This window comes from Cupriavidus sp. 05N40, assembly GCF_056397305.1.
Genome location: NZ_JBFTND010000021.1, coordinates 1 through 12,763, shown reverse-complemented (window position 1 = coordinate 12,763; position 12,763 = coordinate 1). Strand labels below are relative to the sequence as shown.

The window sequence follows — 12,763 nt, the reverse complement described above, 5'->3', positions numbered from 1 at the left end:
GCAGCAATGCACAGCGCCCCCGCGGAACCAGCCATGACCACCGACCAAGCCAGCCACACCTACCAGTCCGGCCTCGACGCCGGTATCGTGCGCTACCAGGCCTGCGATGATTGCGGCGCGTGGCAGCCGCTGCAGCGCCATGCCTGCCGTGCCTGCGGCAGCACGCGCCTGGGCTGGCGCGACGCCGGCGGCGGCGCCACCGTCCACGCCGTGACCGAAGTCGCGCGCGCGCCGACCGATGCGTTCCGCGCGCTGGCGCCCTACACGCTGGTGCTGGCCACGCTGGACGAAGGCCCGCGCGTGATGGCCCATGCCGAGCCCGGCGTGGCGATCGGCGAGCGCGTGCGCGCCGGCTTCCTGCGCCACGGCGAGCTCACGCTGCTGCGCTTCCGGCGCGAATAGCAAGACAGCGGCGACAAGCCGCAGCAGCAGGCGGCACCCGGCGCGCCGCCGCACGGCCTGCTTCACCAAAACCGAGGAGACTGACATGAACCGAACCTTGCCGCTTCGGCGGCCCGCGCTCGCCCTGCTGACGGGCGCCATCGCCGTCGCGGCAGCGCTGCTGTGCATGCCCCGCGCGCACGCACAGGACTGGCCCGCCAAGCCGCTGCGCCTGGTCGTGCCCTACCCGCCCGGCGGCCCCACCGACATCGTCGCGCGCGTGGTCGGGCAAAAGCTCGCGGAGCAGCTCAAGCAGCCGGTGGTGGTGGAGAACCGGCCAGGCGCGGGCGGCAATATCGGCGCGGAGGCGGCGGCCAAGTCGCCGCCCGACGGCTATACGCTGCTGGTGGCGACCACCGCGCACGCGATCAACATGACGCTGTTCAGCAAGCCCGGCTACAGCACCCAGAAGGACTTCGCGCCGGTGTCGCTGCTCACGCGCGGCCCGCTGGTGCTGGTGACGGCGCCGGCCACGCCGGCCAGCAACGTGACCGAGCTGATCGCGCTGGCCAAGGCCAGGCCGGATCAGGTCAGCTTTGCCAGCTCGGGCAACGGGCAATCCACGCATCTTGYCGCCGAACTGTTCAACAGCATGGCGGGCACGCACATGACCCACGTGCCGTACAAGGGCAGCGCGCCAGCGCTCACCGACGTGATGGGCGGGCAGGCCACCGTGATGTTCGACACCATGCTCTCGGCCATGCCCTTCGTGCGCGAGGGCCGGCTCAAGGCGCTGGCGATCACCGGCGCGGYGCGCTCGCCCGCCGCGCCCGACGTGCCCACCGTGGCGCAAGCCGGGCTGCCCGGCTACGAGGCCACCGCCTGGAACGCGCTGCTGGCGCCGGCCGGCACGCCGCCCGCCGTGATCGGCACGCTGAGCGCCGCGCTCAAGGCCGTGCTCGGGCAGGACGACGTGCGCGCCAGGTTCGCTACGCAGGGTTTCGCCGCGGAATGGACCGCGCCGGCCGCCACCGGTCAGTTCCTCGCGCGCGAGATCGACAAGTGGGGCAAGGTGGTCAAGGCCTCCGGCGCCACCATCGACTGACTCCCGCCCTCTCTCTCTCACACTCATCCTTTCGCCTTCACGCTGCAATTCATCATGAACCAGACCCTGCAAGCCTTGCTGGCGCCGCGCTCGATCGCGGTGATCGGCGCCTCCGACCATATCCACAAGATCGGCGGCCGGCCCATCCACTACATGCGCGAGCACGGCTACGCCGGCAAGCTCTACCCGGTCAACCCGCAGCGCGACACCATCCAGGGCCTGCCCGCCTTTGCCTCGCTCGATGCGCTGCCCGAGGTGCCGGAGCTGGCCATCATCGTGGTGAGCGGCGAGGCGGCGGTCGCGACCGTGCGCGACTGCGCGCGGCTGGGCGTGGCCGCGGCCATCGTCATCGCCTCCGGCTTCGGCGAGGCGGGCGAGGAAGGCCGCCGCCAGCAGGACGAGATGGTGCGCGTGGCAGGCGCCGCGGGGCTGCGCCTGGTGGGGCCCAACAGCCAGGGCCTCGCCAACTTCGGCACCGGCACCATCGCCAGCTTCTCCACCATGTTCATCGAAGTACCGCCGCAGGACGGGCCGGTGGCCGTGGTCAGCCAGAGCGGCGGCGTCAGTGCCATGGTCTACGGCCTGCTGCGCGGCCAGGGCATCGGCGTGCGCCACATGCACGCCACCGGCAACGAGGCCGACATCACGGTCAGCGAACTGGCGCTGGCCGTGGCGCACGACCCGGACGTGAAGCTGATCCTGCTGTACCTGGAGAGCCTGACCGACCCGGCGGTGCTGGCCGAAGCCGCGGCGGTGGCACGCCGGCGCGGCGTGCCGATGGTCGCCGTGAAGGCCGGCCGCTCCAGCGCGGGCCAGCGCGCGGCGGCGTCGCACACCGGCGCCATCGCCAACGAGGACCGCGCGGTGAGCGCCTTCCTGGCGCGCCACGGCATCTGCCGCGTCGACGATGCGCACGCGCTGGCGCGCTGCGCGCCGCTTTACCTGCGCGGCTGGCAGGCCGGCGGGCGGCGCCTGGTGGTGGTGAGCAACTCGGGCGCGAGCTGCGTGATGGCCGCCGATGCGGCAGAAACGCTCGGACTCACGCTGGCGCCGCTGGCCAGCGCCACGCAGGCGGCGCTGGCCGAACGCCTGCCCGGCTTCGCCGCCACCGCGAATCCGGTCGACGTGACCGCGGCGCTGCTGACCAACAGCGGCCTGTTCGGCGACGTGCTGCCAGTGGTGGCCGCCGACCCGGCCGCCGACTTGCTGCTGCTCGACATCCCGGTGGCCGGCATGGGCTACGAGCTGCCGCGCTTCGCGCGCGACGCCGCGGCCTTTGCCGCCAGCGCCGGCAAGCCCATCGCGGTGGCCGCATGGCAGCCGCCGGTTGCGGCGGCGTTCCGCGCCGCCGGGGTGCCCACCTATGACAGCGCGGCCGACGCACTGGCCGCCTTCGCGCAACTCGTCACGCACCAGCAGCAGTTGCGCGAGATCGCGCACGAAGACGCTCTGCCGGCAACGTACCGGCCGCGCGCAAGCGGCAAGGCCGCCGCGCCCGCGACACCCGCCACGCAAACCCTGAGCGAGGCCGCCAGCCTGGCCCGGCTGGCGGCGGCCGGCATTCCCGTGGTTGCCCACAAGCTGTGCCGCAGCGCGGACGAAGCCGTGGCGGCCTGGCGCGAACTGAAGGGCCCGGTGGCCGTCAAGGCCAGTTCGCCGCAGGTGCCGCACAAGAGCGAGCATGGCCTGGTGGCGCTCAACTGCAACGACGAGCATGCCGTCGCGCATGCCTACATCGTGCAGACCGACATCCTGCAAAGGATGGMCGCCGCCTGCGAAGGCGTGGTGGTGGCGCGCATGGAACGCGGCGAGCGCGAATGCATGGTGGGCGCGCACTGGGACCCGGTGTTCGGGCCGGTGGTGCTGGTCGGCGACGGCGGCAAGTACGTCGAAGTGCTGTGCGACACCGCCGTGCTGCTGGCCCCGTGCAGCGAGGCCGCGGTGGCGCGCGCCGTGGCCGGACTGCGCATCGCACCGTTGCTGGCGGGCGTGCGCGGCGAGCCGGCCGTGGACGTGGCCGCGCTGTGCCGGATCGCGGTACGCGTGGGCCGGCTGATGCACGAGGCCGGTGGCGCAATCCGCTCGATCGATCTCAATCCGGTGATGGCGGGCGCGGACGGGGCGGTGGTGGTGGACGGATTGATGGAGGTGGCCGCGGCATAGCGCCGCGGCGGTCGGCCGCCTCAATAGACGTCGCGCCGGTAACGCCCGGCTTCGCCCAGGCGCAGCAGCGCTTCTTCGCCCAGCACCTCGGTGAGCGCCGCGTCGACGCCGCCGGCCATGCCTTGCAGGCTGCCGCACACATAGATGGCCGCGCCGTCTTCGACCCATTCGCGCAGCATGCCGGCGGCGGCGCGCACGGCGTCCTGCACATAGCGCAGCGGGCCGCCGTCGCGCGAGTAGACCAGGTCCATGCGCTGCAGCACGCCTTCGCTTTGCCACGCCGCGAGTTCGTCGCGGTGGAAGGCGTCGTGTTGCGCGGTGCGCTCGCCGAACAGCAGCCAGTTGCGATGGTGGCCGGCGACGGCGCGTGCCTTGAGGTGGGCGCGCAGCCCGGCCAGGCCGGTGCCGTTGCCGATCAGGATCAGCGCGCGCTCGTCGGCGGGCGGATGGAAGCCGCGGTTGGTGCGGATGCGCAGCGCGATGGCGGCGCCCTGCGCCGCGTGGGCGGTCAGCCAGCCGGAGGCGAGGCCAAGGCGGCCGTCGTCGTGGCGGGTCTGGCGCACCAGCAGTTCGAGCCGGCCCTCGGCAGGCAGCGAGGCAATCGAATATTCGCGGTGCGGCAGCGGCGGCAGCGTGTCGACCAGGCGCTGCGGCGCCACGCCGGCCAGCGCGACGAGATGCGGCTCGGGCAGCATGATGCGGGTGGCCAGCGCCTGCGCCAGCGTGGTGGCGGCACCGTCGCAGCGCACGGGCGTGATGCCGTCGAGCTTGAGCTTGTCCAGCATGCGGCCGACCTCGGCCGGCGCGAGCCGCGGGCCGATCTCGGCGATGTCGCCGGCCTGCCAGGCGGGTGCGCCTGCGGGCGGCAGCAGGGCCAGGTGGAAGGCGGGCGCGCCGGGGCTGCCGGAATTGAGCAGGCGGCGCTCGGCCAGGTGCCAGTCGGTGTAGCGGGGCTTGTCCCAGTCGGCGATCTCGACCCCGCCGCCCAGCGCGCTGAGGTGGTTCTGCCAGTGGCGCAGCGCGCCGGCGTCGCCGTTGTCGACTTCCACCATGTCGAACAGTGCCTGCGCCTGCTGGCGTTGCAGCCACGCCGAGAGCGCGCGGCCGAAGGCGCAGAAGTTGGCGTAGCTGCGATCGCCAAGGGCGAGGATGCCGTAGCGCAGTTCGCGCAGGCCGCCCGTGCCGGCCGCTGCCGTGAGGCGCCGCGCGTAGCCGGAGGCGCTGTCGGGGGCATCGCCCTCGCCCGTGGTGCTGACCACGAACAGGACCTGCCGGCAATGCGCCAGGCGCCCCGCTTCGAGCTGATCGAAGGCCAGGCATTGCGCGGGCACGCCGGCGTCCTGCAGCGCCTGCGCGGTGTGCAGCGCGACCTGCTCGGCAAACCCGCTCTGGCTGGCATAGGCAACCAGCGTGGCGCCTTCGCGCGGCTGTGCCAGCTGGGCCGGGCGCGCGTGCCGGCGGCGGTGCCGCGCGATCACGGCCGCGCAAAAACCAAGGTAGGCGACCACCACGCCGGCGGCCATGCCCGCGCGGCTGGGGGCGAGCAAGCCCAGGGCGACGCCGGCCAGCCCGGCAAGCACGCCCAGCGCGGTCACGGCCTGGTGCATGCGGCTGCGCCGGGCGGCCTGGCCGGCGTGGGCGCGCGGCGGCTCGGCCGCGGGGGCGGGCAGGTCGATCGGCAGGGAGGATGCGCTCTCGGGCGTGTTCATGGCGTGTTCATGGCGTGTTCATGACAACATGGCCTCGCAGGCCGGCGACAGGCGTTCGTCGAAACCGCCGCTGTGGCGGACCAGGAAGCGGGCGGCAAGCGCATGGCGGCGCGCGAACACCATGCCGGCTTCGGGGCCGAGCACGGTCAGCGCGGTGGAGAGCGCGTCGGCCATCATGCATTGGGGATGCAGCACCGTGACCGAGGCCAGCGCGTGGCTGGCCGGGTAGCCGGTGCGCGGGTCCAGCGTGTGGGCGTAGCGGCGCCCGCCGCTGTCGAAGTAGCGCCGGTAGTCGCCCGAGGTGGCCACGGCCAGGCCATGCAGCGCGACGAGCGTGTCGGCGCCGGCGGCTCCCGCGGCGGCGGGCGGCGTCTCCAGCGCGACCCACCACGGCATGCCGTCGGGCTTGACACCGTGGCCGCGCAGTTCGCCGCCGATCTCCACCAGGTGGCTGGCGAGGCCCTGCGCGTCCAGGTAGCGCGACACCGCGTCCACGCCAAAGCCTTTGGCGATGRCGCAAAAATCCAGGCGCACGCCGCCGGGCTGGCGCGCGCGGCGGCTTTCGGGATCGAGTTCGATGCGCTGCCATCCGCACAGGGCGCGGGCCTGCTCGATCTCGGCCAGCGGCGGCGCGACATCGCGACGCGGTGCCGGGCCGAAGCCCCACAGGTCAACCAGCGGGCCAGCGCTCGGGTCGTAGGCACCGCCGCTGTCGCGCGCCACCTGCAACGCGGCCTGCAGCACGGCAAAGCAGTCCGCCGGCAATACCTGCCAGCTGTCCGGCGCGGCGCGGTTGAAGCGGCTGAGATCGGAGCCGGCCTCCCAGTTGCTCATCTGCGCGACCACGCCGGCCAGGACCGCGCGGATGCCGGCGTCGAGCGCCGCCGCGGCGGGGCTGCCCGGCGGCGCGGCCCAGGCCACCGACCAGGTGGTGCCCATGGTCTCGCCCTGCAGCCGGCACACGCGCGCGGCCGCATCGGGCGCGGGCGGCGCCGCGCCGAGCGAGAGAGGAATAAGGACGCGCTGCATGCGGGCCAAGCGGGAGGAGTTGGAAAAAGCTGGAATAGGTCAGAAACGACGACAAGAGGCTGAAGAAAATGACGCCAGCCTGGAGACGCGATCCGCAAAGACAAAAAGCCCGCTGGGGGCTCATGGCTTGCGCGGGCCGCCGGACTTGCGCCGGGGGCGGCCCGCCCGCGCTTGAAGCGCGCGGGAAGCGCGCTTACTGCGGCAGCACTTCCACCGTCGCGGCATAGCTCGCGCGGCGGACCTTGGCTTCCTTGGTGGCGACCTTGTCGTCGCGCACCTCGGCCTCCATCCAGTACATGCCCGGCGCCGGCCACTTGACGCTGAACTTGCCGTCGGCGTCGGTGGTCAGCGACATCTCCTGCAGCTGGTCGCGGTAGCGGATGCCGCCCGGCACCACGGCCACCTTCACATTGCCGGCGGGCTTGCCGTCGAGCAACAGGCGGAAGCTGGCGGCGTCGCCGGCGACCAGGTCGTTCGGGTGCGTGACCGGAGCCAGCTCAAGGCCGCGGCCCGTGGTCTGCAGCACCCTGGCGCTCGGCTTGCCGGCCGTGACGAAGGCTTCCAGGCGGCTGTCGGCCTGGGTCACCTGCAGGTCCTGCGCGCCGGCCGGCACTTCCTTGGCGAAGGCCTCGGGCGAACCGCGCCAGCGCTTGGTCTGGCCGTTTTCCTTGTAGCTGGCGAACAGGCCGTGGCTGACCATCGCCACCTTGTAGGTGCCGGGCTGGGTCAGGTGTACGTCGAAGGTGCTGCGGTAGCGGCCGGTGCTGGCGTTCTCGACCTTGGCGGCGGCGCCGTCGGGCGCGGTCACGGCCAGGTTGTCCAGGCGCAGCGGCACGTGCTCGAAGTAGAACAGGTCGTTGGACACGGCGGCGTCCACGGTCACCCACGGGTCGCTGCCCGAGAGCACGGTGGCCGACGGCAGCAGCCACTGGCGGTGGGCATGGGCGGCCAGCGGCATCAGCGCGGCCAGGGCCAGCGCGGCGGCGCGGACGGACAGTTTGGTGGCGATCGTCTTCATCGTCATGCTCCTAAGGGAAGCGGGCAAGGAATCGGGTTCCGGCTGCACAAGCCGGGCTGTGGAAGGGAAAGGCTGGCGACGAAACGGCAGCATGCCGCTCAGGGCTTGAGGTCGACCGAGACCGTGCCCAGTTCGTGCTCGCCCCTGGCCCTGGCCGAAGCGGCCGCCTTGGGAGGCCATGCAAACGGCACGCGCAGCAGTTCGCGGCCGCCGACCTCGCGCGCGGCTTCCACCACCAGCTGGTAGTCGCCGGCGGGCAGCTTGCCCAGCGGCGTCTTGCCGTCGCTGAAAGTGAGCGTCTGCTCGCCGGCGGCGCGCGTGGCGCCGGAGATGCCGTCGGCCGGCATCTGCATGTCGCGCCCGGCCTTGCGCCACCACTGGCGCATGTCCTTGAGCCACTTGGTGCCTTCGCCATCCTTGTGCTTGACGTCATACCAGACCGCCAGCGTGGCGGCCGGGCTCTGGTCGGCGCGCTCGATCCACATCGAGACATAGGGCCGGTGGTATTCCGCGACGTTCAGGCGCGGGATCTCGACCTTGACGTTCATTTCGGCCGCCACGGCCGGGCTGGCGAACGGTACCGCGGCCATGCCGGTGAGAGTGACGGTGAGCAATCGACGCATAGCGAAACCTCGTTTTTAGCAGCTGAAGGTGAAACGGTTGAACGGCGAAGCGCGCGCTCAGTGAATGAACAGCAGGGCCAGCAGCAGCGGCGCCACCAGCCCCAGGCCGACCAGCGGCCATGTCGCCATGCGCCCGCCCGCATGCAGCTTGAGCAGGAACAGCCCCGTGACGCTGAAGATCAGGCAGGCCGCGGCGAAGACATCGAGGAACAGGCTCCACGCGCGGCCGGTATTGCGGCCCTTGTGGAGGTCGTTCAGGTAGGAAATCCAGCCGCGGCTGGTCTTCTCGTACTGCACTTCGCCGGTATCCAGCGCCAGGCTTACCCAGGCATCGCCCCCCGGGCGCGGCAGCGAAACATAGATCTCCTCGCCCGACCACTCGGCCTCGCGCCCGGCGGCGTCGATATCCAGCGTGCGTGCCAGCCACTCGGCCAGCACGGGGGGCACCGGGCCCTTGTCGCCGTGCTTGAGCTGGCGCAGCGAACCGGTCAGCGCGGCGGGCGCGCTTTCCGTGCGGGTGACCACTTGCGGCCTGGCCTCGATCTGGCCGGCGTGGTTGAGCGTAAATCCGGTCACGGCAAACAGCAGCATGCCAATCAGGCAAAGCGCCGAGCTGATCCAGTGCCACTGATGCAGGTGCTTGAGCCAGAAGGCGCGGCGCTGCTGGCCGGCTCCCAGCGAGATTTCGGTCATATCGGTTTTCCGGCGCGCGGCAAGCGGTGCGAGGCCATGGATGGCGCCTGGCTGGCCGGCCTGCCCGATGCGCGCTGATGCTACGGCGCCCCGCGAGGTGACGCTTCAGGCAAATAAGGCGAAAGGATAATGGTTCTCATTTGAAACCGCAATGCCTCGCCCGGGGGGCGAAGATTACGCGGAATTACATGGCCTGGCGGGCCGCGCCAGCCCCGCGAATCCGTTTGTGCAGTAGTACACACTTACGCTGTCTACGGCTGCAACCCTTGCTGCACTTGAGGAAACTCCCTACTCCGCTACCGTCAAGTTTGGCTTTGTCGCGGCCGTTATCGCGTCAGCAATGAAATGAATCGCGATACCTAAAAGAAGGGGGAGAGAATGCTGGAGCGCCTGAGCCTGAGGAAGAAATTACTGTTGCCGTTGCTGCTGAGCTGGGTCTGCCTGCTGGGCCTGACGCTGTGGGATGCCTGGCAGATGCGCGAACTGCGCCTGGACGAGCGCAAGCTGGACCTGGCGCATGTGACCGATACCGCGCTATCGATGGTGAAGGAATATGAGGCGCTGGGCCGCAGCGGCAAGCTGCCGATGGACGAAGCCCGGCAGCAGGCGCTGGACCGCGTGCGCGCCATGCGCTTCGGCGAAGACGGCTATTTCACCCTGATGCGTTCCGACGCCGTGGTGGTGATGCACCCGTTCAAGGCGGAGATGAACGGCAAGGACATGAGTGACATGAAGGATCCCAACGGGACCTTCCTGTTCCGCGAGATCGCCGAGATCGGCAAGGGCGCGGGCCACGGATTCGTGCATTACCTGTGGGCCAAGCCGGGCTCCGAGGCGCCGCAGCCCAAGCTGAGCTACGTGGCCAACTTCAAGCCCTGGGACTGGAACTTCATCGCCGGGGTCTACCTGGACGATATCGACGCCGCCTTCCGCCAGTCCCTGCTGAAGTCACTGGCCTTGCTGCTGGGTATCGGCACGCTGATGACGGTGGTGGTGATGCGCATCGCCGGCGGCCTGCACAAACAGCTGGGCGGTGAGCCGGCGCTGACTTCGCAGATTGCCGCGCGGATTGCCGAAGGCGACCTGGCCAGCGAGGTGCGCCTCGCGCAGAACGACCGCCACAGCGTGCTGTTCGCCATGCAGCAGATGCAGAACCGGCTGACCGGCGCCATCGGCAGCATCCGCGGCTCGGCCGATTCGATCGCCAACGCCGCGCGCGAGATCGCCGCCGGCAACTCGGACCTGTCGCGCCGCAGCGAGGAACAGGCGGCTTCGCTGGAGCAGACCGCGGCCAGCATGGAGCAGCTCACCGGCACGGTACGCCAGAGCGCCGACAACGCGCGCCAGGCCAGCCGGCTGGCCGAAGGCGCCTCGGAGATCGCGGTGCGCGGCGGCGAGATCGTCGGCAAGGTGGTCAACACCATGGGTGAGATCAAGGCGGCCTCGGGCAAGGTGGTGGACATTATCGGTGTGATCGAAGGCATTGCCTTCCAGACCAACATCCTGGCGCTCAATGCCGCCGTGGAAGCGGCGCGTGCCGGCGACCAGGGCCGCGGCTTCGCGGTGGTGGCCGGCGAGGTGCGCAGCCTGGCTCAGCGCAGCGCCACCGCGGCCAAGGAGATCAAGAGCCTGATCGGCAACTCCGCGCAGCGCGTGGACGACGGCGCGGCGCTGGTGGAAACCGCGGGCCAGGCCATGGACGAGATCGTGCAGGCCGTCAAGCGCGTGACCGACCTGATGGGCGAGATGCGCGCCGCCACCGAAGAGCAGACCGGCGGCATCGAGCAGGTCAACCAGGCCGTCACGCAGATGGACCAGATGGCGCAGCAGAACGCCGCGCTGGTGGAACAGGCCGCCGCGGCCGCGGCCTCGCTGGAAGACCAGGCCGACGCCCTGCACAAGGCGGTCGGCACGTTCCGGCTGGCGGGCGCCTGAGCGCAGCCCGCGCAGTGACAGTGCAATGAAAGAGCAATGAGGGGTCAGTAGAAGGGGGCGCCGGAAAGCCGGCGCCATGTGTTGTGCGTGATACGCACTTTTCGTGCGCCGGGGACTTTCCCGCTGCCCGGCGCACGATTTTCTTCCCGCCCAGCCTGCCCTAGGCCGATTCGCCCGGCGCTCGGGCACCGCTCGCCATGAGCTGCTGGGCGAGCAGGTTCGCATGCGGTGTCAGTGCGGAGAAATCGCGCGCGCACAGGTGCAACTGCCTCGACGTCCACGGCTCCGACAACGCAACCAGCGCCAGCCCGGGCCGGCGCAGTTCCGCCGCGAAGGCTTCGGACAGGATGGCGATGCCGACGCCCGCCTCCACCATCTCCCCGACACTGGCCACGCTTCTGAGCCGGACCCGGTATCCGATCTGGCGCCCGAGACGGGTCGCGCGTTCGCCCAGGTGGCTTTCCAGCGCGGCATCCGCCAGGCCGACAAAGGGTTCGCCGATGATGTCCGCGAAGGCCACCCGCGGCTGGCCGCTGATGCGGTGCGCGCTGCCCGCCACCACGACAAGCTGGTCGCTTGCCAGCAAGCGGGTCTGCAGCGCCGCCAGGTCGGCAATGTCGGCGACGATGCCCAGCTCGGCGCGCCCCTCCGCAATGGCGCGGACGATCTCGGCGCTCGGCTGCTCGTCAAGGTCGACCGACAGGTCCGGGTGAGCCACCAGGAAGCGGCGCAGCTCGCGCGGCAGGAACGCGGCCAGTGCCGCCGTGTTCGAAAGCAGCCTGATGCGGCCCTTGAGGCCGGTGGCGTAGGTCCGCAACTCGCCGCGCATCTGTTCCACCTGCCCCAGGATCAGACGCGCGTGCCGCACCAGCGCGTCGCCGGCCGCGGTCGTATGCACGCCGCGCCGGGTGCGCTCCAGCAGGGGCGCGCCCAGTGCGGCCTCCATGCCGGACACGCGTTCGCTTGCGGAAGCCAGCGCCAGGTTCACGGCCTGCGCGCCCGCCGTGAGGCTGCCCTGTTCGACCACGCTCAGGAACAGGCGCATATCGGTGAGATCGAAGCGCATGGGGTCGGTCCTCGCTTAGCTGCTTTCGGTTTCTCCGAAGACTAGCACTGGAATTGCCAGATTGCCCATGCCAGCTCGCGCACCTACCATGGCTGGCATGAACGATACTCTGCTGCTCTCCCTGGCCGGCTTGACTRCAGGCGCCATGAACGCACTCGCCGGGGGCGGCTCGTTCGTCAGCCTGCCAGCCATGATTGCCACCGGCGTGCCATCGGTTCAAGCGAATGCTTCGAGCACGGTTGCCTTGTTTCCGGGCGGAATCGCGAGTGCGTGGGCCTACCGCAGCGACCTCGGGCCGGTCGGTGCCGTGTCGCTGCGGCCATTGCTGCTGTCGACGGTCATCGGGGGCGTGGTCGGTGCGGTACTGCTCTTGTGGACGCCGGCAAAGACCTTCGACGTCGTGCTGCCCTGGCTGCTGCTGGTGGCCAGCCTGGCGCTGTCGTTCGGGCGCCGGGCCGGGGAATGGCTGCGGAGCCGCTACCACATCCGGCCTGCGGCCGTTCTCGCCGTCCAGTTCGGGCTGGGGGTCTACGGCGGCTACTTCGGCGGCGCGGTAGGCATCATGATGATGGCCGTGTGGGGCCTGCTCGACAGCCGCGACCTCAAGAGCCTGAATGCCCCGCGCACCCTGCTCGTCACCGCCGCCAACACCATGGCGGTCTTCATCTTCATGGCCGCGCGCGCGGTGCATTGGCCGAACACGATCGTGATGCTGCTGGCGGCAACCGTCGGCGGCTACGCGGGCGCGCAGATCGGCCGCCGCACGCCTGCAAACGTGGTGCGCGCCGTGACCCTGACGCTGACGGCCTGCATCACCCTGGCGTTCTTCGTCCGTGCCTATATGCCTGTACGGCCCTGGTAGACCCGTGGTCCGCCGATCCAGGTGGCCGTGGCAGGCCCGAACCGCCTCGCCGTGCATGTTGCACTTGCGCGAGTTTCAGGGAAACCGGGAGACTTCGATGATTGCCGCACTCATGGAAACCATTGGCGCGCTTGCCATGCTCGCCAGCATCTCTGCCAGGATCGCCCTCCTCCTGCCTC

General features: G+C 70.8%; 11 protein-coding genes. 5 read left to right on the top strand and 6 right to left on the bottom strand.

Annotated elements, in window-relative coordinates:
- The first annotated feature begins 33 nt into the window (after positions 1 to 33).
- From AC1DO7_RS07305 to AC1DO7_RS07295, 3 genes are all read left to right on the top strand, one after another.
- Entirely contained in the window at positions 34 to 402 is a 369-nt protein-coding gene (locus AC1DO7_RS07305) for a Zn-ribbon domain-containing OB-fold protein (protein WP_441611849.1), read from the top strand.
- A gap of 85 nt (positions 403 to 487) precedes the next feature.
- Positions 488 to 1,486, top strand: coding sequence for a tripartite tricarboxylate transporter substrate binding protein (locus tag AC1DO7_RS07300; protein ID WP_477115946.1), 999 nt, complete (start codon positions 488 to 490; stop codon positions 1,484 to 1,486).
- A gap of 54 nt (positions 1,487 to 1,540) precedes the next feature.
- Positions 1,541 to 3,649: an acetate--CoA ligase family protein gene (locus AC1DO7_RS07295; RefSeq protein ID WP_477115945.1), complete on the top strand. Its 2,109-nt coding sequence runs from the start codon at positions 1,541 to 1,543 to the stop codon at positions 3,647 to 3,649.
- 20 nt (positions 3,650 to 3,669) lie between these two features.
- On the opposite strand, the gene AC1DO7_RS07290 is transcribed toward AC1DO7_RS07295, so the two are convergent.
- The 5 genes from AC1DO7_RS07290 to AC1DO7_RS07270 form a co-directional block, all read right to left on the bottom strand.
- On the bottom strand, positions 3,670 to 5,256 hold the full coding sequence (locus tag AC1DO7_RS07290) for a sulfite reductase subunit alpha (RefSeq protein ID WP_441643135.1): 1,587 nt from the start codon (positions 5,254 to 5,256) through the stop codon (positions 3,670 to 3,672).
- A 120-nt stretch (positions 5,257 to 5,376) separates the two neighbouring features.
- Positions 5,377 to 6,387 carry an FAD:protein FMN transferase gene (locus AC1DO7_RS07285; RefSeq protein ID WP_477115944.1) on the bottom strand — a complete coding sequence of 337 codons (1,011 nt, stop codon included), beginning with the start codon at positions 6,385 to 6,387 and terminating at the stop codon, positions 5,377 to 5,379.
- A 193-nt stretch (positions 6,388 to 6,580) separates the two neighbouring features.
- Positions 6,581 to 7,405: a DUF4198 domain-containing protein gene (locus AC1DO7_RS07280; protein ID WP_441611845.1), complete on the bottom strand. Its 825-nt coding sequence runs from the start codon at positions 7,403 to 7,405 to the stop codon at positions 6,581 to 6,583.
- Between the two features lie 98 nt (positions 7,406 to 7,503).
- A complete protein-coding gene (locus AC1DO7_RS07275; RefSeq protein ID WP_441611844.1) occupies positions 7,504 to 8,028 on the bottom strand; it encodes a DUF2271 domain-containing protein in 525 nt (174 codons plus the stop codon).
- Positions 8,029 to 8,085: 57 nt separating this feature from the next.
- Positions 8,086 to 8,721: a PepSY-associated TM helix domain-containing protein gene (locus AC1DO7_RS07270; RefSeq protein WP_441611843.1), complete on the bottom strand. Its 636-nt coding sequence runs from the start codon at positions 8,719 to 8,721 to the stop codon at positions 8,086 to 8,088.
- 378 nt (positions 8,722 to 9,099) lie between these two features.
- Here AC1DO7_RS07270 and AC1DO7_RS07265 point away from each other — a divergent pair, with 378 nt between their 5' ends.
- A complete protein-coding gene (locus AC1DO7_RS07265) occupies positions 9,100 to 10,656 on the top strand; it encodes a methyl-accepting chemotaxis protein (protein WP_441611842.1) in 1,557 nt (518 codons plus the stop codon).
- Between the two features lie 160 nt (positions 10,657 to 10,816).
- Here AC1DO7_RS07265 and AC1DO7_RS07260 read toward each other — a convergent pair whose 3' ends face one another.
- Complete coding sequence (locus AC1DO7_RS07260) at positions 10,817 to 11,722, bottom strand: LysR substrate-binding domain-containing protein (protein ID WP_441611841.1); 906 nt, start codon at positions 11,720 to 11,722, stop codon at positions 10,817 to 10,819.
- A 97-nt stretch (positions 11,723 to 11,819) separates the two neighbouring features.
- Here AC1DO7_RS07260 and AC1DO7_RS07255 point away from each other — a divergent pair, with 97 nt between their 5' ends.
- Positions 11,820 to 12,584 carry a sulfite exporter TauE/SafE family protein gene (locus tag AC1DO7_RS07255; RefSeq protein WP_477115943.1) on the top strand — a complete coding sequence of 255 codons (765 nt, stop codon included), beginning with the start codon at positions 11,820 to 11,822 and terminating at the stop codon, positions 12,582 to 12,584.
- Positions 12,585 to 12,763: the final 179 nt, after the last annotated feature.

What these genes read in the sequence shown, in the direction of transcription:
- AC1DO7_RS07275 (WP_441611844.1), bottom strand. Translation starts at nt 8,028, where the DNA reads ATGCGTCGATTGCTCACCGTCACTCTCACCGGCATGGCCGCGGTACCG.
- AC1DO7_RS07290 (WP_441643135.1), bottom strand. Translation starts at nt 5,256, where the DNA reads ATGCACCAGGCCGTGACCGCGCTGGGCGTGCTTGCCGGGCTGGCCGGC.
- AC1DO7_RS07305 (WP_441611849.1), top strand. Translation starts at nt 34, where the DNA reads ATGACCACCGACCAAGCCAGCCACACCTACCAGTCCGGCCTCGACGCC.
- AC1DO7_RS07280 (WP_441611845.1), bottom strand. Translation starts at nt 7,405, where the DNA reads ATGAAGACGATCGCCACCAAACTGTCCGTCCGCGCCGCCGCGCTGGCC.
- AC1DO7_RS07260 (WP_441611841.1), bottom strand. Translation starts at nt 11,722, where the DNA reads ATGCGCTTCGATCTCACCGATATGCGCCTGTTCCTGAGCGTGGTCGAA.
- AC1DO7_RS07270 (WP_441611843.1), bottom strand. Translation starts at nt 8,721, where the DNA reads ATGACCGAAATCTCGCTGGGAGCCGGCCAGCAGCGCCGCGCCTTCTGG.
- AC1DO7_RS07265 (WP_441611842.1), top strand. Translation starts at nt 9,100, where the DNA reads ATGCTGGAGCGCCTGAGCCTGAGGAAGAAATTACTGTTGCCGTTGCTG.